Raw genomic sequence first — 18,491 nt, 5'->3', positions numbered from 1 at the left:
GGATTAGAATGAAACGGAAAATGATTGTATAATAGGGGAAAGTATGAAAAAGATAAAGGAAGTGATGAAATGCAAGTTCTTTTATATGTAAGTGCGGCTATTATCGCGGTTGCTTTCGCAGTATTAGTAGTGTATGTATGCAGAACGTTGTTATCGGTTCAGAAGACGTTAGAAAACGTTGCAAGCACGTTAGAAGGTTTAGAAAAGCAAATGCAAGGAATTAGCGTAGAGACGGAGCAATTATTACATAAGACGAATGCGTTAGCTGATGATATTCAACAGAAATCACAATCATTAAATAAAGTGGTATCGGGTGTAGATGGAATTGGAACGACAATCCATTCTTTAAATACGAAACTTCGTAATGTATCAGATTCTGTTACGGACGAAATTGAAAATAACGCAGACAAAGTAGCACAAGTTGTACAGTGGAGCAGTGCAGCGATTGAAGTATACAATCATTACCGTGCGTCGAGACAAGAGAAGAAGGTTGAAAAAGAAGAGCGCAAATTAGAAAGAATTGAGAAAAAAGCTGAAAAAAAAGAGAAGCGCTCTAGACTTCGTATGAGAGGTGAATCGTGATGAATATGACAAAACTTGAAACAATTGAAGAGCTTGAAGTCTTAGTAGAAAAGAATGAGCCTTATGTTCTTTTCAAGCATAGTACGACATGCCCGATTAGTCACGGTGCATACACAGAATTTCAAGCGTATTGCAGTGAAGAACGAGAAGTACCAGCGTATTACTTATACGTACAAGATGCGAGAGATGTTTCAAATCGTGTTGCAGAACAATACAGTATTAGACATGAATCACCACAAGTGTTATACATAAAAGATGGGATGGTAGTATGGAATACGTCTCATTGGAATATTAAAAAAGATGCTTTAGAAGAGAATATAAAGTAAAAAGAAGCAAGCGAAAGGTGCTTGCTTCTTTTTTTGTTTTTGTTGAAATATATTTAATGGTACACTATGAATAGTTCAAACTAAATAACTAGATTGTTGAAAGTAGGTTTTAAGTAATGAAGAAAATGGCATTATCCTTCGCAGTCGTAAGTTTATTACTGGGAGCTTGTAGTAGTAATAGTAATACGATTAGTAAGAAGGATGAAGTTATACAAAAAGATACAAAAGAAAAAAGTATGATTCCGAGAACTGCTGTTTCTAAAGATTATTATAGAACTGTTATTCCTTTAAAAGAACAAAAGGTTATTAATACAGCTAATATAAAAACAAATTCTAAATTAGATTTAGCAGAGTATGAAAATGGTTTAATAAATATTGCAACGCAGCAATTTGATACAGAGAGTCATGTACTACAATTAAATCAGTATATTCCAGAGAAACTAATTGATGAACTAGTTGCGAAAGTAGAAGCACCAGTTTTGACGAATATTATAGAACAAGACTATTTCGGAAAACAGAATTCAAATGAATTAAGTTTATCTGGTGTTATGATTGGTTTAGCTATGTCTTCAAGTGTATCTAATGAAGAAGCTATGTCTAAAGGATCTGAAGTTGCTAAACAACTTATAGAAGCTATTAACAAAAATGATAAGTATAACAAGTCTCCAATTACGTTTGCTATCTTTAAACAAGAAAGTACAAGTTCTTTAAAAAATGGTACGTATATTGCTAGTGCTACCGTTCAAAAGAATGATACGAATCTTGGAAATTGGAATACAATCGATGAAAAGTCGTATTCATATCCTTCTGATGAATTTACACAAGCACATGGAGAAGATAATACAAAAATAAGTAACTTTGCTAAGGAAATAAAGGGTTTTTCTACTGGAGATTTTATTCCAGTCAACGCTAAAGTTTCTTATAAGAAAGATCAAATGGATACATTAAATATGAATATTGTTATTAAATATAACGGTAAAACAGAATTAATGGCTCTTACTCAACTAGCTGCTCAAGGTATGTTAGATAAATTGCCTAAAGATGCGAAAGTACAACTGCAGATAAAGTCCGAGAGTAAAATCGAGGCTGTTATTATAAAAGAGAAAAACAGTGATAAACCGTTTGTTTCCTTCTTGTAAAAAAAGACAGTATTTAAACTGTCTTTTTTTTATCCCGCTATTTACTGGGCAGTAAGACTCCCACCTCAAAAATTCAGCGAAAGCAAAGATGGTAGGTGGGGGCAACTGCCCGTAAACGCCCGATTGGTTCAACTAATAATCAGTGGGGATAGACCTTCCCCACTGATTAAAGTTTCACTTTATTTTAAATGAAAGTGTACAACGTTTTTTGAGGGTGATTCATTGCTGTATATCGTGTGACAATCGTATATGTATCAGCTATAATAAGTTATCTTAAAAAAGTAACATATAGGAATTTGAAAGAGGTGGCTTTCTTATGGCATCGCAACAATTAGGTCGTTTACGTTCTGAAATTGATCAACTTAATTTACAAATATTAGAGTTACTAAACGAAAGAGGTCGTCTCGTACAAGAAGTTGGTAATTTAAAAGAAGTACAAGGCGTGAAACGTTTTGATCCTGTACGTGAAAGGAATATGCTGGATTTAATTGCGGAGAATAATAATGGTCCATTTGAAACATCGACTTTACAACATATTTTCAAACAAATTTTTCAAGCTGGTTTAGAGTTACAAGAAGATGATCATCGTAAAGCATTACTTGTTTCTCGTAAGAAAAAAATAGAAGATACGATTGTTGAAGTTAATGGCGAAAAAATTGGTGACGGAAATCAGCATTTTATTATGGGGCCATGTGCAGTGGAAAGTTATGAACAAGTACGTCAAGTTGCTGAAGTAATGAAAGAGCAAGGTCTAAAGTTAATGCGTGGTGGTGCGTTCAAGCCACGTACTTCGCCGTATGACTTCCAAGGTCTTGGATTAGAGGGATTACAAATTTTACGCCAGGTAGCAGATGAATATGAGTTGGCTGTTATTAGTGAGATTTTAAATCCAAATGATATTGAGATGTCATTAGCTTACGTTGATGTTATTCAAATTGGTGCTCGCAATATGCAAAACTTTGACTTGCTAAGGGCAGCGGGTGCTGTAAATAAACCAATATTATTAAAGCGTGGTTTATCAGCAACGATTGAAGAATTTATTAATGCGGCAGAATATATTATGGCAAAGGGAAATGGAAACATTATTTTATGTGAGCGAGGCATTCGTACGTATGAAAGAGCGACGCGTAATACGCTTGATATTTCCGCTGTACCGATTTTAAAGAAAGAAACACATTTACCTGTCGTTGTCGATGTAACGCATTCTACAGGGCGACGTGACCTTCTATTACCAACTGCAAAAGCGGCGATGGCAATTGGTGCAGATGCAATTATGGCTGAAGTACATCCAGATCCAGCCGTAGCTTTATCAGATGCGGCGCAGCAAATGAATATCCCACAATTCAATGAATTTATGAACGAATTAAAAGCATTCGGAAGTAAATTATAAGAACTTTTGAAGGGGCGTTCCGAAAAGCTGTTTTGGAACAGATTCCTTATATTCGAAAAATCGCTCGTATAAATTTCATTTACCATCTTATTGCTTAAAAATAAGGTTTCTACCTATGAGATATCTATTTTTTTACAAAAAATGCCCTTTTTTTCATAAAAAATACGAAAATACGAGAAAAGAAGCGAATTTTTTCGAAACTTTTGCGGGAAAATATTGTATGAGCCTGCGTTTTTATCGTATCATTAGTAAAAGGAAGAACTCGGGACGATTGGTGGCATCTGCAAATAGAGTTGATGTCTTTTTTTCATTCAAGTAACCGATACATAAAAATAGATAACAAAAATAGAAGGAGTGTGCGATGAGATGAACGTAACAATCTATGATGTAGCGCGCGAAGCGAACGTTTCAATGGCTACCGTATCACGCGTTGTGAACGGTAACCCAAATGTAAAGCCTACAACAAGAAAGAAAGTATTAGAAGCAATTGATCGTTTAGGGTACCGCCCAAATGCGGTAGCACGTGGACTAGCAAGTAAGAAGACAACTACGGTAGGTGTTATTATTCCTGATATCTCAAATACGTTTTATGCAGAACTTGCTCGTGGAATTGAAGATATCGCAACAATGTACAAATATAACATCATTTTAAGTAACTCTGATCAAAACAAAGAGAAAGAGTTCCATTTATTAAATACGATGCTTGGAAAACAAGTGGACGGAATTGTTTTCATGGGTGAAGATATTACAGACATTCACATTGAAGAATTTAAAAAATCTCCAGTACCAATTGTATTAGCAGCGTCATTCGATGAGCAAAATGAAACGCCATCAGTAAATATTGATTATGCACAAGCAGCTTACGATGCAATGAAGCACTTTATTGAGCAAGGACATAAGCGTATCGGTTTCGTCTCTGGTCCATTCATTGATAAAGCAGGAAGCGCGAAGAAGTTACAAGGTTATAAAAAAGCTTTAGAAGAAGAAGGTATTTCATATGATGAAAATCTTGTAATTGATGGAGATTACACATATGATTCAGGTATCGAAGCATTCGAAAAGCTTTGGAGCAATGATGAAAAGCCAACAGCAATCTTCGTATCTTCTGATGAAATGGCACTAGGTGTAATCCACGCAGCACAAGATGCTGGATTAAACGTACCAACTGATGTAGAAGTACTTGGTTTCGATAATACACGCCTTGCATTAATGGTTCGTCCGCAGCTTTCAACAGTTGTACAACCAATGTATGATATCGGTGCAGTAGCAATGCGTCTATTAACAAAGTATATGAACAAAGAAAAAGTGGAAGATCACACTGTTATCTTACCTCACCGTATCCAATTTAGAGATTCAACGAAGTAAGTATAAAAAAGCTCACAGCGATTGCTGTGAGCTTTTATTCATATTCAGGATAATATTTTTCAATTACTGTATCTACAGTTTCATTTTTCTTAACGTGTAAAAATCTTGCGTACAATTCTGTTCCTGTCTCAAATGAAGTATCATTTAATTCAAATACATGTAACACTTTTCGGAATGTCCATGTGATTTGCTCATTGTGCATATTATCGTATGTGTGCTCCGATTGTATAGCTATCTTTTCACCTAGTTCATGAGCTTCTTTTAAACTGTTTGCATTAACGAGAATGATGCTTTCTTCAAAAAGTGTATTGTGATTCTTTTCGTAATGTTCATCTGTTTTACTAGGATCAGGCTCACCAGAATGAACAGATTCAAATAATAATTTTACAGCGTACATATTATGCTGCATGTTTCACTTTATAAATAATACTTGCGACAAGTGAAGCAGGTATTGTAAATACGTTACTTTGATAATGGTAATGTACTTGGGATTCTTCATAAGACATGTTGTCATATAGTTTATTTTGTGAGACATTCATTTTTTTCTGCTTTTCTTTGAGCATTTTAATGTAGTTGTACTGTATTGGGACGAGAATGATGAAATAGGCTAATAAGATTAGTGAAATCCAAATCATTATGAACACTCCCTTATAAAGAATATTTATATATAATAATTATATCAATTTATAGAAAAAATATCCGATTTTTTCGGCTAGTATTAATTCTCTTTCCAAAATGCAAAAAGTTCTTCAGGACTTTGTAAATTATGTTCAAGGCATGTTTGTGCAGTACGTTTAAAATTTTGTATGAGATGATCTAACCGAGAAGGATCATATTGATTTACATTGCCATGGACAATAATCTCATTTTTGTCCAAGTTAAGTGATACTTTTAGCAAAGTTATATTTGTTTCTAGTTGTACAACTTCGATATAAAAAAACTTGCTGTCTAAGTCAATTGTAATATAATCAAATCGCTCTACTTGTTTAAAAAATCCTACAATATCATCTTCCAATTGAAATCCTCCCTAGTATGTAGCTTATTTATTGGAAGACTTCTTTATAGATTGTATTATTCCTTGTTATATGTCACATAAGTGCAAATTTAACTATTATAGGGCAATGTCATGTATAATAGAAAGAAAAGGCTTGTGAGGGGGGAGAAGAGATGATCGTTCTTTGGATAATTACGCTTTGTATGACTGCTATTTTTGCATATATGACTTTAAAACAAAATGGCTTAAAGCGATTTGTTCCAGGAAGTATTCTTGCAGGAATTGCCCTTATCACGTATGTAATTTCTATTTTTATTGAAAGTGTATCAGTGGATATGAGCACAAGTTTAATGTTTATCGGTGTTACACTATTTGCAGGTAGCATTATGGTACTTATGGTTGCTGGTATTATTTTGTTTATTCATATGAATTCGGAAACGTTATAGTATATAAAAAAGGCATGTCCCGAGAGGGGCATGCCTTTTTATCCGTTCAATTATGCTCTATCTTTAGAAGAGTTTTGTTGTTTTAATAAGTCGCGAATTTCGCTAAGAAGTTCTTCTTCTTTTGTTGGTTCTGGAAGTTCTTCTTTTTCTTCTTCTTCTCTTTTAGATGTTAATTTGTTGAATACTTTAATGAACATAAAGATAGAAGCTGCAATAATTAAGAAATCAAAAATAGTTTGGATGAAGTTACCATACATAACAGCAGATTTACCATATCCAAAATGTAAATCTGTAAAGTTAACGCCGCCTAATACCATACCAAGTAATGGTGTGATAATATCTTTTACTAAAGAACTAACGATTTTACCGAATGCAGCACCGATTACAACCCCGACAGCTAAATCGATTACATTCCCTTTGAATGCGAATTTTTTAAACTCGTTCCACATGTGTTAATCCCATCCTTTCCACGATTCATTATGAAATTTATAATTCCTATCAACATATTCTATAGAAATTTGCGAGAGAAATAAAGGGGAAATGGGAATGAAAGTAAATTCTGAAAAATGTATCCGTTTTAATTTTTGTTTACATCATCTAGTAAAGATTGTAGCATTTGCTGCGTTTTTAATCCTTCTAACCCATCTACAATTGGCTTCGTATCTCCGCGTACACATTCAATAAAATGATGAACAGCATCTTCAAAACCGCGCTGTTTTAACGTCGTATCCCATGATGGAGCACCGCTTTGTGAAACAGAGTTCTCCTGTTCGATTTCAAATGTATTCATATTTTTTACTCGAATGATTTTTCCTGTCGTTACAAGTTCAATTTGTTCTAAGTTTGTACCAGCATGACGGTGCATCGCTGTAGAAAGTAACAGCCCATTTGAAGTTGTGTATGTATGATGCCCGTAAAGAAGTTCATTTTTTTCATTGATTTGCATCATATTGTGAACGACGTTAAGGTCATCATTAGCTAACCAGCGGGCAGTATCTACAATGTGTAAATAATCATCTAGCATAGTAAAGTCATATGTGTATGGCCCCACTTTATTTGTACGATGTTTTTCAATTCGAATCCATGAAATATCATTAGCTTGTTCTTTTGCAGCAACGTACATAGGAACGAAGCGACGGTTAAATCCGACCATTAACTTCCGATTATACTTTTCGCTTAATTCGACTAGTTTTTCAGCTTGTTCCACAGTAGCTGCTAACGGCTTATCAACATAAACGTCGATTCCTTTTTTCAAAAGCTCAGCAACGATTTCATAATGAGTAGCAGTTGAACTGTGAACGAAAATTGCATCACATTCCGAAGCTAATGTTCCAATAGAATGGAAGTCTTGAATACGGTATTGCTGGCAAAGTTGTTTCCTTTTTTCTGTGTTAGGTGTAAACGCTCCGATAAAGTTCCAATCTGTTTCTTTTGTAAGTGTTGGAAGGTAGGCTTTTTGTGCGATACTTCCAAGTCCAATCATCCCAATTTTAGGTTTGTTCATGTTTATTCCCACCCTATTAATATTGATGTAACGGGTTAAATGTAGCATAGGGCGGGGGAGGAAGGCAAAAGTTAGCTTTTTACTTATGTCCCTCTAACAAAATCTTCTCTATCTCTGCAAAGTTATGAGCGCGCGCATGCTCTAGCGGGGTAACACCATCGTTGTCTGAAATATTTACATCTGCACCGTGTTCAATAAGAAGGCGAATGACTTGTTGTTGTGTTTCGTTTCCGTTACTTAGTACGATGGCCTCCATTAAAGCTGTCCATCCGAGGTTATTCACATGGTTTACATCAATATTTGTTCGAGTGAGGAGTTCTTTTATAACGTCAATATAGCCATGTTCTGAAGCTGGGATAAGAGCTGTTCCGCCGTAACGATTTGTAATCGCTGGATCTGCACCAGCATCAATTGTTAGTTTTAAAATGTCTAAGTAACCTTCGGCACCGGCGTATAGAAACGGATTGTTTTTCATAGTATCTTGGATATTTACATCGGCGCCAGCAGTGATCAAGGCTCTTGCGGTCTTTACATCATTTTTGTATGTAGCAATCATAAGTGGAGTGCGTCCTTGATTATCCGTCGCATTTATATTTGCACCTTGTTTTAGTAAAGATATAACAGTATTCGTTTCATTTTTTTCAGTAGCTGCTAGTAGTGCAGTCTCCATGTTTGTCATCTCCTTTTTTACTTCTTGTTTTTGCGAGCATCCTTGTAAAAAAATCACACAACATATCATGCTTAATGTTTTTTTGAACATGGAATTTCAACCTCCTAATTTCAACTGTAAGATAGGAACATTAAATTTTTATAAACTGACGCTAAAATTACTATAAAATCACTTGAGTAATTGAACATATATTTTTATGCTTATAAATATGAAGGCAGAGTAAAGTGAGGGTGTAGATGATGTCTATTAAAACAAGGTTTTTATTTTCTTATATTGCTGTAATTCTCGTTTCTATTACGCTCATATTAGTCGCGGGATTTTTAATTGTATTTTCGATAACAGGTGATTTAGAAGCAGTGAAAAATTTCTATAAAAGTTCTTACATTCAAAAGCCGCTTACACCAGAAGAAGAGAACGCCTATCTTGAATTAAAATTAGCGGCAAAGCAACATCAATCTCAATTATTAGATGAATCGTTCGTCTCATCAATTGAAAAAGAAGGTGTAAAAATAATTGTAAGAAAGGGAGAAAACATTTCTTATGCTACAAAGGGTTTTGAAAGTTCGACTTTAACAGAAGCACTTCCGAAATTTGAATCAGCAAATATTAATAGTCGTGGTACAACGGAACTAGGCGATACATTTTATCGATATGTAAAATTTGATTTTTATTTTTCACAAAAAGAAGAAGGGAGTATATTTGTACTAAAAAAACAAAGTTCATTTGTAGATCTTACACAAAAATTATTTCCAATCTTATTCGTATCGCTTTTACTATTGGCCATTTTACTCATCGGGCTATTAAGTTATCTCGTTTCAAGAAGTATAATAAAACCAATCTTTGTATTGAAAGATGCGACGGAGAAAATTAAAGAAGGAAATTTAGAATTTCAAATGCCAGTTACATCGTACGATGAAATAGGACAATTAAATCAAGGCTTTGAGGAAATGAGAAAGAAGTTAAAAGAATCGATTGAAGTACAAACGCAGTATGAAGAAAATCGAAAAGAACTTATTTCAAACATATCGCATGATTTAAAAACACCGATTACATCTATTATCGGATATGTAGAAGGAATAAAGGACGGGGTAGCAAATACGCCAGAAAAAATGGATAAGTATTTAACGACAATTCATACGAAAGCAAAACATATGGACACACTCATTGATGAACTCTTTTTGTTTTCGAAGCTCGATTTGAATCGAGTTCCATTCCAATTTGAAACGGTGGAATTAAATACGTTTATGCAGGAATTAATAGAAGAGATGCAGATGGATTTAAGTGAAGAAGGTATAGAAGTGCGTCTACAGTTACATTCATCGCCATTATATGTAACGGCCGATTGCGAAAAGATAAATAGAGTGATATCCAATTTAATTCATAATAGTGTGAAATACATGGATAAAGAAGAGAAAAAAATTACTGTAACAGTATCAAGTGAAAACAATAAAGTTATTGTGAAAGTGATGGACAATGGATCAGGTATAGAATCTGATACGCTACCATATATCTTTGAACGCTTTTATCGTGCAGAACAATCACGGAATTCTAGCACAGGTGGAAGTGGACTTGGTTTAGCAATAGCGAAGCAAATTGTTGAAGAACATGGCGGAGAAATTTGGGTAGAAAGCGAGCTTGGAAAAGGCACAAGTATTTTCTTCTCATTGGAAAAAGTAGAGAAATGTGGTGAGTAAGTTGAAAAGAATTTTACTAATAGAAGATGAAGTAAGTATTGCAGAATTACAGCGAGATTATTTAGAAATTAATGATTTTCAAGTTGATGTAGAGCATTCAGGAGAAATAGGTTTACAAATAGCCTTGCAAGAAGATTATGATTTAATTATTTTAGATATTATGCTTCCGAAAATGAATGGATTCGAAATTTGTAAACAAATACGTGCTGTAAAAGATATTCCGATTTTACTTGTTTCAGCAAAAAAAGAAGATATAGATAAAATCCGCGGACTCGGATTAGGAGCGGATGATTATATAACAAAACCGTTTAGCCCAAGCGAATTAGTCGCAAGAGTAAAAGCGCATATTGCCCGTTATGAAAGATTATCAGGAAATGTAAGTAAGCAACGTGATACGTTATATATTCACGGGATTTCTATCGATCAACGAGCTAGAAAAGTTTTTATAAACAATGAAGAAGTCGCGTTTACCACAAAGGAATTTGATTTATTAACATTCTTTGTCACAAACCCAAACCAAGTATTAAATAAGGAACAGTTATTTGAACGCATTTGGGGATTAGATTCCGCTGGTGATTTAGCTACTGTCGTCGTTCATATTAGAAAGTTACGTGAAAAAATTGAAAGAGATCCTGCACACCCACAATATATTGAAACAGTGTGGGGAGCTGGTTATCGTTTTAACGTGTAGGGAACCTGTCAAAGTGTTGACAGGTTTTTTGTATGTTATTTAAAAAGGAGAAATAGGTAATTTATGTTAATATATAAAGAGAAATAAAACATAGGGGAGTTTGAGAGGGCGTGCTACATTTTGGGAGATGCATTAAAAGATATTAAATCAAACAAGGCTTTAAAGATGGGAACTAATATCATACTTATCTTATTAATTATTGGTGCGATACAAATGTTTTATGATGAAGATAATACAAATGATCATTTCGGTTGGTTCTTTTTAGCAATCTTTTGGGGAATTAAAAGTATTTCTAGCTCTAAGGTAAGCTTAAAAGATAGAGATAAAAAGTCAGTACTACTTGATGTAGGTTTAGTGGTTATTTCTTGTATTCTTTTATTTGTTTTTAGTATGAAATATTTCTTCTGAAAATTAAGCTCATAGTCATATAGAGACTACGAGCTTCTTGTCGTTGTTTAGAGTTCTTTAGTAATAACGGTACTGGTGTAATGATTTATAAAATGTTTGAGTAGTAGAAGTAAAATGAGTAGCTTCTTCTAAAAAAGGATAATGGTTACTTTCCTCAAATGTCACAAAAATAGAATTATGTATATCCTCATGCATCTCGATAGAATATTGAATCGGACACTGAACATCGTGTCTTCCGCACATAATTAGTGTTTTTGTTTTGATAGAAGATAAATACTCTCTTAAATCAAATGCTGGATATTCATGAGAAAAAGCGTTCATCCGGCTAGCGGACATTATTTTTACAATGGATTTACAAAAATAAGAGTTATAGTTTTCTGGCTTATATAAAGACAACTTCGTTCGTTTAGCAGATAATTCTTTTCGTCCTTCATTTGTAAGATGGGGGCTGTTTAAGTTCTGGATAAGTTCTTGCATATAATAAAACTGTGGGTGTGCTGGATGATAAATACAAAATGGTGTTTCGATATAGTTACTTGCTGCGGCTCCGGCCACGACTAATGATTGTAAGGATTTTGGATATGTAATCGCGTATAAAAGTCCAAGCATACCGCCTGTTGAATGGCCGGCGAAATGCCATATAGAAAATTGCAAAGCTTCTTTAATTGCTTCTAAGTCGTGAATCGTTTCGATCATACTCAATTCGTTTTCTACTTTGGCTTTTACAGAGTTACCAGCGTCTCGTAAATTAATGAGGAATACACGATGTGTGGAAGTGAAAACATCTGCAAAGTAATCACCAGATTCATTGAATTGTGAATAGTGATGTGTAATGCAAAGTGGTTCGCCATCTCCTTTTGTGAAGAGTTCGAACGTGCCACGCTTTGTGTGAATCATTTGTGGTTCCCACATAATATCACTACCTTTTCTCGTAAAAGTTAGGCCAGTCTGTTAATACAGAATAAATAAAAGGAGGCTATTCAAAAACGAGCCTCCTTTTTGTTTAATACAAAGATTTTGTCATATTATTCCGAATAATTTCAAGAGACTTCGCTACAGTTAATGCGTTCTTTTCTTCAATTTCTGGTTTTCGGGGGATAGGTTTATACATGTTGTCTGGATCTTCCCATGTGAGGGGAAGTTCTGTTTCTGCTTGTCCTTTCCAAGCTTCAAGCCATTCTGGAGGGAGATAACCTGAGATGTTTTGGATGTTGTTCATTTCGAGCCAAATGAGTGCCCAAGCTCTTGGTACGACGCGCCAGTGATCATAGCCACCACCGCCGACAGCGATCCAGCGACCGTCGCAATATTCATTAGCAATTTCACGAGCGAGCTTCGGTATTTCACGGTAAATATTCATCGTCGCACAAAGGTGTGTAAGTGGGTCATAATAGTGTGCGTCAGCGCCATTTTGCGTTAAAATAATATCCGGTTTAAAGTATGCTGCAACTTCTTTTACAACAGTTCGATATGACTCTAAGAACGATTCGTCTTCTGTAAAAGCATCGAGTGGAACGTTAAAAGAATAACTATAGCCATTACCTTGTCCGCGCTCATTTACAGCGCCAGTTCCAGGGAATAAATAACGTCCCGTTTCATGTAATGAAATGGTGCATACGTTAGGATCGTCGTAAAAAGACCATTGTACACCATCACCGTGATGAGCATCTGTATCAATATATAATACGCGTAAACCGTATTTCTTTTGGATATATTTCATTGCGATGGAACTATCGTTATAAATGCAAAAGCCAGATGCTTTGCCGCGAAAGCCATGATGTAAGCCGCCGCCTAAATTGAGAGCGTGCTTTACTTTCCCGGAAAGCACAGCATCGACAGCTGTTAACGTACCGCCAACGAGCAATGCGCTTGCTTCGTGCATATTTGGAAACATTGGTGTATCTTCTGTTCCAAGTCCATACGCCATTGCAATTGATTTTTCTAATTTTCCTTCTCCAGCACGTTTTACCGCATTTATGTACTCCTCTGTATGAATGTAGGCGATCTCTTCATCTGTAGCCATCCGTGGTGAGATGATTTGGGAAGGAGAGATGAAACCGCCCTTTTGTAATAAATCATACGTAAGTGTGACGCGCAGTTGGTTAAAAGGATGATCAGGGCTAAATGAATAGCCCCGAAAGTCATCCGAATAAATAAACGCGCTACTCATGCTTGCATCCCCATAATATTCGGCCATAATACGCGGTAGCCTTCTACTTCAAGTGCATCAATCACTTTTAGAGGATTCATCGTTTGAATGCGGAAAACGAGTACTTTCTCATTCTCATCTTTTGCTGGGTAGACGAGAACGCTCACGATATTTATTTGTAAATCACTAAAAATAGCAACGACTTTTCCAAGAATACCAGGTTCATTTTTCACTTGAATTTCAATTTGCGAACTTGGTTGATGTGCTCCTGTTAATTTTACTAACGTGTGTAATACTGTAGATTCAGAGATGATTCCAACTAACTTCCCAGCCTTTGTAACAGGAAGACAGCCAATTTTATTTTCGAAAAATAAAGTAGCAATTTCCTCAACGAAATCGAGAGGATGGCAAGTCATAACAGGATGTTTCATAATAAGTTCAAGCGGTTGCTGTAGCATATCGAGTGAAACTTGTTCATCTAGAATAGATGGACTTGCATCTCTTACATCCCGATCAGAAATAATGCCTACGACGTGATTATTTTGATCGACAATTGGAATGTGCCGAATGCCTTTCGTACGTATCGTTCGGATTGCTGTTTCGATTGTATCGTTTGGATGTAGTGTAACTACATTTTGATTCATAATTTCTTCTACAATCATTCCAGTTGCCCCCTTTATTAATACATAAAACGATTGTGAAAACGTAGACGATCAAAAGCTTGAATAGAATCCGTATCCACGCGTTTACCGATGCGGACCATTAAACAGTTGGCAGGATGTGAACAAATTTCAGGATCGTCTGTAGCCATCCATTGTAACCCGCCGGCATTCATCATCTTCTCCATTACTTTTCGGTATTCCCACACATTCAATCCTGTTTGTTTCAAATCCCAGTGCCAATAATATTCAGTCGTCAATATAATGTAATCTTCCATATAATCGTCCATCATAGAAACCTCTAGTAAGTTCTTTCCGACAGAACTCCCGCGGAAGGCTGGGACTACTTCAATTGCCCCAAGCTCAATTAAATTTTCCATTTTTCCTTCTGACCATCGTTCGAGCGGATCAGGATATAAATATGTAACATATCCAACAATCATTTGGTCATGTCTAGCGATAATGAGTCGAGCTTCTGGTAATTTAGAAATTTCGACAATTGCTTTATATTGCTGTTCAGCAGGACGAAACGCAACTAAATCTGGATGGAATTCATACATTTCAAGATTATGTGTAGAGACAGGGCCTTCAATAATTAAAGTGCCTTTCGCTGTTTTTAAGTTTCTAGCATTGTATATTTTTTTATGAATCAATGTATTGCTCACCACCTTGAGGGTTTGTGAATCTATTCATATCGTACTTTATAATATATGCGATGTGAATCGAATTTTGTCATTAAAAATTTGTCTAAAAATCAACAAATATACTGAAAATTTTAAATAATATCATTATAATAGATAATAGAATACATAGGAGGGGGATGTAAAGTATGAAAGTAGAAACGCTTCCTGTCATTAAAGGAGAAAATAATTTGCCGAATTATGATGAGGCATACGCGAATTTTAACTGGGAAGAGGTTAATAAAAACTTTACTTGGAATGAAACAGGCCGAGTGAATATGGCGTATGAGGCAATTGATAAGCATGCGAAATCCGATCGAAAGAATAAAGTAGCCCTTTATTATCAAGATGGATCGCGAAAAGAGAAATATACATTTAAGGAAATGAAGGATTTTTCTAATAAAGCAGGAAATGTCCTAAAAAATTATGGCGATGTAGAAAAAGGCGATCGCGTTTTTATTTTTATGCCACGTTCTCCAGAATTATATTTCGCACTTTTAGGTGCAGTGAAATTAGGAGCAATTGTTGGACCGTTATTTGAAGCATTTATGGAAGGTGCGGTTCGCGATCGTTTAGAAGATAGTGAAGCAAAGGTGTTAATTACAACGCCTGAGTTATTAGAGCGCATACCATTAAATGATTTACCTGCTTTAAAAACAGTTTTCCTTGTTGGGGATAATGTAGAAGAAGGCGGTAAAACGGTAGCGTTCAATCCTTTATTTGAACAAGCTTCAAAAGAATTACATATCGAATGGTTAGGCCGTGAAGACGGTTTAATTCTTCACTATACGTCTGGTTCTACTGGTAAGCCAAAAGGTGTGCTTCATGCGCAAAACGCAATGGTTCAGCACTATCAAACGGCGAAATGGGTATTAGATTTAAAAGAAGACGATGTATATTGGTGTACTGCTGACCCGGGCTGGGTAACTGGAACTGCTTACGGTATTTTCGCACCGTGGTTAGTCGGAGCGTCAAATGTTATTTTAGGTGGACGATTTAGTCCAGAAGCTTGGTATGAAGCACTGCAAGATTACGGTGTAACAGTTTGGTATAGCGCACCAACAGCTTTCCGTATGTTAATGGGAGCTGGGCAAGACACAATTAAAAAATATGATTTATCACAAGTGCGCCACGTATTAAGCGTTGGTGAACCATTAAATCCAGAAGTAATTCGCTGGGGTATGAATGCATTTGGACTTCGTATTCATGATACGTGGTGGATGACAGAGACAGGTGGACAAGTTATTTGTAACTACCCTTGTATGGAAATCCGTCCAGGTTCAATGGGCAAACCAATTCCAGGTGTGAAAGCAGCGATTGTTGATAATGAAGGAAATGAAGTGCCTCCATACACAATGGGCAACTTAGCAATTGGTAAAGGTTGGCCAGCTATGATGCGTAGAATCTGGAATAACCCGCAAAAATATGATTCTTACTTCATGCCAGGCGATTGGTACGTATCAGGTGACTCTGCATATATGGACGAAGATGGATACTTCTGGTTCCAAGGACGTATTGATGATGTAATTATGACGTCAGGTGAGCGCGTTGGTCCATTTGAAGTAGAAAGTAAATTAATCGAGCACGCTGCTGTTGCAGAAGCTGGTGTAATTGGTATTCCTGATCCAGTGCGCGGCGAAATCATTAAAGCATTTATCGCACTTCGAGCAGGATACGAACCATCTGATGAATTAAAAGAAGAAATTCGTCAATTTGTAAAGAAAGGCCTAGCAGCTCATGCAGCGCCAAGACAAATTGAATTTAGAGATAAATTACCGAAAACGAGAAGTGGTAAAATTATGCGCCGTGTATTAAAAGCATGGGAGTTAAACTTACCAACAGGTGACTTATCAACGATGGAAGATTAAAAAAGAAAGGTCTGAACGAAAAACGTTCAGACCTTTCTTTTTTATGATATCATGAACTTGTATATATAAGTTAAAGGGGGTAATAACATGAAAACTGAAAAAGAAAAGATGATCGAAGGGGAAATGTACATACCAGCTGATCCAGTTTTAGTACAAGACAGGGAGCAAGCACGTATAGTAACGAGAAAATTAAATGATACGCCAGAAGCGCAATTGAAAGAGCGTAGCGAAATCGTAAAAGAACTATTCGGAACGACAGGAGATAATATTCATCTTGAATCTTCTTTTAGATGTGATTACGGCTATAACATTCATGTCGGCGAAAATTTTTATGCGAACTTTGACTGTACGATTTTAGATGTATGCCCGGTGACAATCGGAGTGAACTGTATGTTAGCTCCAGGTGTTCACATTTATACAGCAACGCACCCGCTTGATCCAATTGAGCGTATAAGCGGATCAGAATACGGGAAACCAGTTACAATTGGCGATAACGTATGGATTGGCGGAAGAGCGATTATTAATCCAGGTGTAACAATTGGAGACAATGCGGTTATCGCATCTGGCGCCGTTGTAACGAAAGATGTGCCTGATAATGTAGTAGTTGGCGGGAATCCTGCAAAGATTATTAAAAAAATAAAATAATATTTGAACGAAGCGCCTTCCTCGTCTGTATACATTTATGAAAGAATAGATGAGGGAGGCTTTTATATGTCTAATAAATTACTTCTTGCTTTTGCTTTAATTGGAATTATAGTTGTATTTTCTTGTGGTCTTTTCTTACCGATACCAATTGGATATAGAGTATCAATGCTTACAGCTGGAGTTATAATGGGTGTTCTGTTTTCAATAATTATTCCATTTGATAGAAAACATATAGTACGGAAAAATGGATATAAAATTGATTTTACAAAAACAAAAGTGTATTTTCGCTGGAATGTATTTGATACTATTTCTGTCTGCCTTGCGTTGTATGCATGCATATGTGTGCAAGCGTTAAATATTTTAGTTGCAATGGGATTTACGATTCAAAACCCATATGTGCAATTTTTTACAAATCAATCACAATTGTGGATTTTTATTGCGATTGCATATTTAATTTCCCGTATTTCATTAACGTTAAAAGGAATAAAGGAGATCAAAAATCATGGCGCAGATTGGGATTGAGGAAGAGCTCATGCTTGCGTACAAAAATGGAGATAAGCAGGCAGGAGAAAAACTATATGTTTTAATCAAACCAGCGCTATACACATTTTTGTATCGATTTAATCGAGATGAACAATTGAGTATCGACCTCGTGCAAGATACGTTTTTGACTTTAGAACGAAAGAAACATATGTATGAACCTGAAAAAGGTAAAGTAAAAACGTATTTATTTCAAATCGGTTATCGTCTTATGATTAATAAATTAAATAGGAGAAAAAAGTGGCGTACGCTTTTGCCATTTTTATTGCCGATTCCGGAAAAAGAATTTTCTCACGAAGATCGGCTCACAGTAAGAGAAGCAATTTTGAAAGTTCCAGAAGAGCAAAGAGCGGTCCTAATCCTTTCTTATTATCATGATATGCAGCAAAAAGAAATTGCAGAAATATTAAACATTCCGATTGGAACAGTGAAATCGAGACTTCATAATGGAATAAAGAAATTGAAACAATTGCTGGAGGTGGACGAAATTGAGCGAAAATCCCTTTAAGAGTGAATATAAGTTAAAGCAACATTTAGATAGTGATCATGTAGAAATACCAGACTTTCCAAAAACGGTAAGTCGATTCGATCGATTAATCGGGTTTCTTGGTTCCCCGGCGAAAGATCCTGTGGAAGCGACGATTGGGAATGATTTATCGGTTGTGTTTCACGTATCGTTATTAGTTGGGGTTCCAATTCTTTCTCTTATTACGATACTCTTTGTGACATTGTAAAGAATAG

The 18,491-nt window shown here is 35.7% G+C and carries 24 protein-coding genes; 14 read left to right on the top strand and 10 right to left on the bottom strand.

Annotated elements, in window-relative coordinates; all coding sequences use genetic code 11:
* The first annotated feature begins 69 nt into the window (after positions 1–69).
* The 5 genes from COK05_RS03370 to ccpA all read left to right on the top strand — a co-directional run bounded on the left by COK05_RS03370 (position 70) and on the right by ccpA (position 4,802).
* Positions 70–582, top strand: a complete 513-nt coding sequence (locus COK05_RS03370) for a DUF948 domain-containing protein (RefSeq protein ID WP_098611443.1) — start codon at positions 70–72, stop codon at positions 580–582.
* The gene (gene ytxJ, locus COK05_RS03365; RefSeq protein ID WP_001057469.1) at positions 582–908 is read left to right on the top strand and encodes a bacillithiol system redox-active protein YtxJ; all 327 of its coding nucleotides are present in this window, start codon (positions 582–584) and stop codon (positions 906–908) included. The genes COK05_RS03370 and ytxJ overlap by 1 nt, the downstream gene beginning before the upstream one ends.
* 116 nt (positions 909–1,024) lie before the next feature.
* Entirely contained in the window at positions 1,025–2,047 is a 1,023-nt protein-coding gene (locus COK05_RS03360; RefSeq protein ID WP_098611442.1) for a CamS family sex pheromone protein, read from the top strand.
* A gap of 316 nt (positions 2,048–2,363) precedes the next feature.
* Positions 2,364–3,437 (top strand): bifunctional 3-deoxy-7-phosphoheptulonate synthase/chorismate mutase, encoded by a 1,074-nt coding sequence (locus COK05_RS03355; protein ID WP_098611441.1) that lies wholly within the window; start codon positions 2,364–2,366, stop codon positions 3,435–3,437.
* A gap of 366 nt (positions 3,438–3,803) precedes the next feature.
* Positions 3,804–4,802, top strand: coding sequence for a catabolite control protein A (gene ccpA, locus COK05_RS03345; RefSeq protein ID WP_098611440.1), 999 nt, complete (start codon positions 3,804–3,806; stop codon positions 4,800–4,802).
* A 34-nt stretch (positions 4,803–4,836) separates the two neighbouring features.
* Here ccpA and COK05_RS03340 read toward each other — a convergent pair whose 3' ends face one another.
* The 3 genes from COK05_RS03340 to dhp61 all read right to left on the bottom strand — a co-directional run bounded on the left by COK05_RS03340 (position 4,837) and on the right by dhp61 (position 5,817).
* On the bottom strand, positions 4,837–5,199 hold the full coding sequence (locus tag COK05_RS03340; RefSeq protein WP_141538876.1) for a DUF4288 domain-containing protein: 363 nt from the start codon (positions 5,197–5,199) through the stop codon (positions 4,837–4,839).
* A gap of 1 nt (position 5,200) precedes the next feature.
* Positions 5,201–5,437 (bottom strand): DUF3949 domain-containing protein, encoded by a 237-nt coding sequence (locus COK05_RS03335; RefSeq protein WP_016123458.1) that lies wholly within the window; start codon positions 5,435–5,437, stop codon positions 5,201–5,203.
* 83 nt (positions 5,438–5,520) lie between these two features.
* The gene (gene dhp61 / locus COK05_RS03330) at positions 5,521–5,817 is read right to left on the bottom strand and encodes a protein Dhp61 (protein ID WP_098611438.1); all 297 of its coding nucleotides are present in this window, start codon (positions 5,815–5,817) and stop codon (positions 5,521–5,523) included.
* Positions 5,818–5,969: 152 nt separating this feature from the next.
* Between dhp61 and COK05_RS03325 the strand changes: the two genes are divergently transcribed.
* Positions 5,970–6,242 carry a DUF3917 domain-containing protein gene (locus tag COK05_RS03325; protein ID WP_097961144.1) on the top strand — a complete coding sequence of 91 codons (273 nt, stop codon included), beginning with the start codon at positions 5,970–5,972 and terminating at the stop codon, positions 6,240–6,242.
* A gap of 50 nt (positions 6,243–6,292) precedes the next feature.
* Here the strand turns inward: COK05_RS03325 and mscL are convergent, their stop codons facing one another.
* The 3 genes from mscL to COK05_RS03310 all read right to left on the bottom strand — a co-directional run bounded on the left by mscL (position 6,293) and on the right by COK05_RS03310 (position 8,506).
* A complete protein-coding gene (mscL, locus tag COK05_RS03320) occupies positions 6,293–6,691 on the bottom strand; it encodes a large conductance mechanosensitive channel protein MscL (protein ID WP_098611437.1) in 399 nt (132 codons plus the stop codon).
* A 128-nt stretch (positions 6,692–6,819) separates the two neighbouring features.
* A complete protein-coding gene (locus COK05_RS03315) occupies positions 6,820–7,746 on the bottom strand; it encodes a Gfo/Idh/MocA family protein (RefSeq protein ID WP_098611436.1) in 927 nt (308 codons plus the stop codon).
* Positions 7,747–7,825: 79 nt separating this feature from the next.
* Positions 7,826–8,506 (bottom strand): ankyrin repeat domain-containing protein, encoded by a 681-nt coding sequence (locus COK05_RS03310; RefSeq protein ID WP_098611435.1) that lies wholly within the window; start codon positions 8,504–8,506, stop codon positions 7,826–7,828.
* A gap of 149 nt (positions 8,507–8,655) precedes the next feature.
* Between COK05_RS03310 and COK05_RS03305 the strand changes: the two genes are divergently transcribed.
* The 3 genes from COK05_RS03305 (at position 8,656) to COK05_RS03295 (ending at position 11,209) form a co-directional block, all read left to right on the top strand.
* Complete coding sequence (locus tag COK05_RS03305) at positions 8,656–10,110, top strand: sensor histidine kinase (protein WP_098611434.1); 1,455 nt, start codon at positions 8,656–8,658, stop codon at positions 10,108–10,110.
* A 1-nt stretch (position 10,111) separates the two neighbouring features.
* Complete coding sequence (locus COK05_RS03300; protein ID WP_098611458.1) at positions 10,112–10,801, top strand: response regulator transcription factor; 690 nt, start codon at positions 10,112–10,114, stop codon at positions 10,799–10,801.
* Between the two features lie 117 nt (positions 10,802–10,918).
* Positions 10,919–11,209 carry a hypothetical protein gene (locus tag COK05_RS03295; RefSeq protein ID WP_098611433.1) on the top strand — a complete coding sequence of 97 codons (291 nt, stop codon included), beginning with the start codon at positions 10,919–10,921 and terminating at the stop codon, positions 11,207–11,209.
* 57 nt (positions 11,210–11,266) lie between these two features.
* On the opposite strand, the gene COK05_RS03290 is transcribed toward COK05_RS03295, so the two are convergent.
* The 4 genes from COK05_RS03290 to acuA form a co-directional block, all read right to left on the bottom strand.
* On the bottom strand, positions 11,267–12,121 hold the full coding sequence (locus COK05_RS03290) for an alpha/beta fold hydrolase (RefSeq protein ID WP_098611432.1): 855 nt from the start codon (positions 12,119–12,121) through the stop codon (positions 11,267–11,269).
* Positions 12,122–12,212: 91 nt separating this feature from the next.
* Entirely contained in the window at positions 12,213–13,379 is a 1,167-nt protein-coding gene (acuC, locus tag COK05_RS03285) for an acetoin utilization protein AcuC (protein ID WP_098611431.1), read from the bottom strand.
* On the bottom strand, positions 13,376–14,020 hold the full coding sequence (locus COK05_RS03280; protein ID WP_098611430.1) for an acetoin utilization AcuB family protein: 645 nt from the start codon (positions 14,018–14,020) through the stop codon (positions 13,376–13,378). The genes acuC and COK05_RS03280 overlap by 4 nt, the downstream gene beginning before the upstream one ends.
* 17 nt (positions 14,021–14,037) lie before the next feature.
* Positions 14,038–14,670, bottom strand: coding sequence for an acetoin utilization protein acetyltransferase AcuA (acuA, locus tag COK05_RS03275; protein WP_000581393.1), 633 nt, complete (start codon positions 14,668–14,670; stop codon positions 14,038–14,040).
* Positions 14,671–14,846: 176 nt separating this feature from the next.
* Between acuA and acsA the strand changes: the two genes are divergently transcribed.
* The 5 genes from acsA to COK05_RS03250 all read left to right on the top strand — a co-directional run bounded on the left by acsA (position 14,847) and on the right by COK05_RS03250 (position 18,484).
* On the top strand, positions 14,847–16,565 hold the full coding sequence (gene acsA, locus COK05_RS03270) for an acetate--CoA ligase (protein ID WP_098611429.1): 1,719 nt from the start codon (positions 14,847–14,849) through the stop codon (positions 16,563–16,565).
* An 87-nt stretch (positions 16,566–16,652) separates the two neighbouring features.
* A complete protein-coding gene (locus tag COK05_RS03265; protein ID WP_098611428.1) occupies positions 16,653–17,210 on the top strand; it encodes a maltose acetyltransferase domain-containing protein in 558 nt (185 codons plus the stop codon).
* 66 nt (positions 17,211–17,276) lie between these two features.
* Positions 17,277–17,732, top strand: a complete 456-nt coding sequence (locus COK05_RS03260; RefSeq protein WP_000066428.1) for a hypothetical protein — start codon at positions 17,277–17,279, stop codon at positions 17,730–17,732.
* Positions 17,713–18,258, top strand: coding sequence for an RNA polymerase sigma factor (locus COK05_RS03255; RefSeq protein WP_098611427.1), 546 nt, complete (start codon positions 17,713–17,715; stop codon positions 18,256–18,258). The genes COK05_RS03260 and COK05_RS03255 overlap by 20 nt, the downstream gene beginning before the upstream one ends.
* The gene (locus COK05_RS03250; RefSeq protein WP_001293784.1) at positions 18,239–18,484 is read left to right on the top strand and encodes a hypothetical protein; all 246 of its coding nucleotides are present in this window, start codon (positions 18,239–18,241) and stop codon (positions 18,482–18,484) included. Before COK05_RS03255 ends, COK05_RS03250 begins: the two co-directional genes overlap by 20 nt.
* Positions 18,485–18,491: the final 7 nt, after the last annotated feature.

The sequence above is a fragment of the Bacillus cereus genome, from assembly GCF_002567495.1.
GTDB classification, from domain to species: Bacteria; Bacillota; Bacilli; order Bacillales; family Bacillaceae_G; genus Bacillus_A; species Bacillus_A cereus_AQ.
This window is presented reverse-complemented; position numbering and strand designations above follow the sequence as displayed.

Coding starts and splice junctions, on each gene's coding strand:
- COK05_RS03370 (WP_098611443.1), top strand. CDS start 70: ATGCAAGTTCTTTTATATGTAAGTGCGGCTATTATCGCGGTTGCTTTC.
- ytxJ (WP_001057469.1), top strand. CDS start 582: ATGAATATGACAAAACTTGAAACAATTGAAGAGCTTGAAGTCTTAGTA.
- COK05_RS03360 (WP_098611442.1), top strand. CDS start 1,025: ATGAAGAAAATGGCATTATCCTTCGCAGTCGTAAGTTTATTACTGGGA.
- COK05_RS03355 (WP_098611441.1), top strand. CDS start 2,364: ATGGCATCGCAACAATTAGGTCGTTTACGTTCTGAAATTGATCAACTT.
- ccpA (WP_098611440.1), top strand. CDS start 3,804: ATGAACGTAACAATCTATGATGTAGCGCGCGAAGCGAACGTTTCAATG.
- COK05_RS03340 (WP_141538876.1), bottom strand. CDS start 5,199: ATGTACGCTGTAAAATTATTATTTGAATCTGTTCATTCTGGTGAGCCT.
- COK05_RS03335 (WP_016123458.1), bottom strand. CDS start 5,437: ATGATTTGGATTTCACTAATCTTATTAGCCTATTTCATCATTCTCGTC.
- COK05_RS03325 (WP_097961144.1), top strand. CDS start 5,970: ATGATCGTTCTTTGGATAATTACGCTTTGTATGACTGCTATTTTTGCA.
- mscL (WP_098611437.1), bottom strand. CDS start 6,691: ATGTGGAACGAGTTTAAAAAATTCGCATTCAAAGGGAATGTAATCGAT.
- COK05_RS03315 (WP_098611436.1), bottom strand. CDS start 7,746: ATGAACAAACCTAAAATTGGGATGATTGGACTTGGAAGTATCGCACAA.
- COK05_RS03310 (WP_098611435.1), bottom strand. CDS start 8,506: ATGTTCAAAAAAACATTAAGCATGATATGTTGTGTGATTTTTTTACAA.
- COK05_RS03305 (WP_098611434.1), top strand. CDS start 8,656: ATGTCTATTAAAACAAGGTTTTTATTTTCTTATATTGCTGTAATTCTC.
- COK05_RS03290 (WP_098611432.1), bottom strand. CDS start 12,121: ATGTGGGAACCACAAATGATTCACACAAAGCGTGGCACGTTCGAACTC.
- acuC (WP_098611431.1), bottom strand. CDS start 13,379: ATGAGTAGCGCGTTTATTTATTCGGATGACTTTCGGGGCTATTCATTT.
- COK05_RS03280 (WP_098611430.1), bottom strand. CDS start 14,020: ATGATTGTAGAAGAAATTATGAATCAAAATGTAGTTACACTACATCCA.
- acsA (WP_098611429.1), top strand. CDS start 14,847: ATGAAAGTAGAAACGCTTCCTGTCATTAAAGGAGAAAATAATTTGCCG.
- COK05_RS03265 (WP_098611428.1), top strand. CDS start 16,653: ATGAAAACTGAAAAAGAAAAGATGATCGAAGGGGAAATGTACATACCA.
- COK05_RS03260 (WP_000066428.1), top strand. CDS start 17,277: ATGTCTAATAAATTACTTCTTGCTTTTGCTTTAATTGGAATTATAGTT.
- COK05_RS03255 (WP_098611427.1), top strand. CDS start 17,713: ATGGCGCAGATTGGGATTGAGGAAGAGCTCATGCTTGCGTACAAAAAT.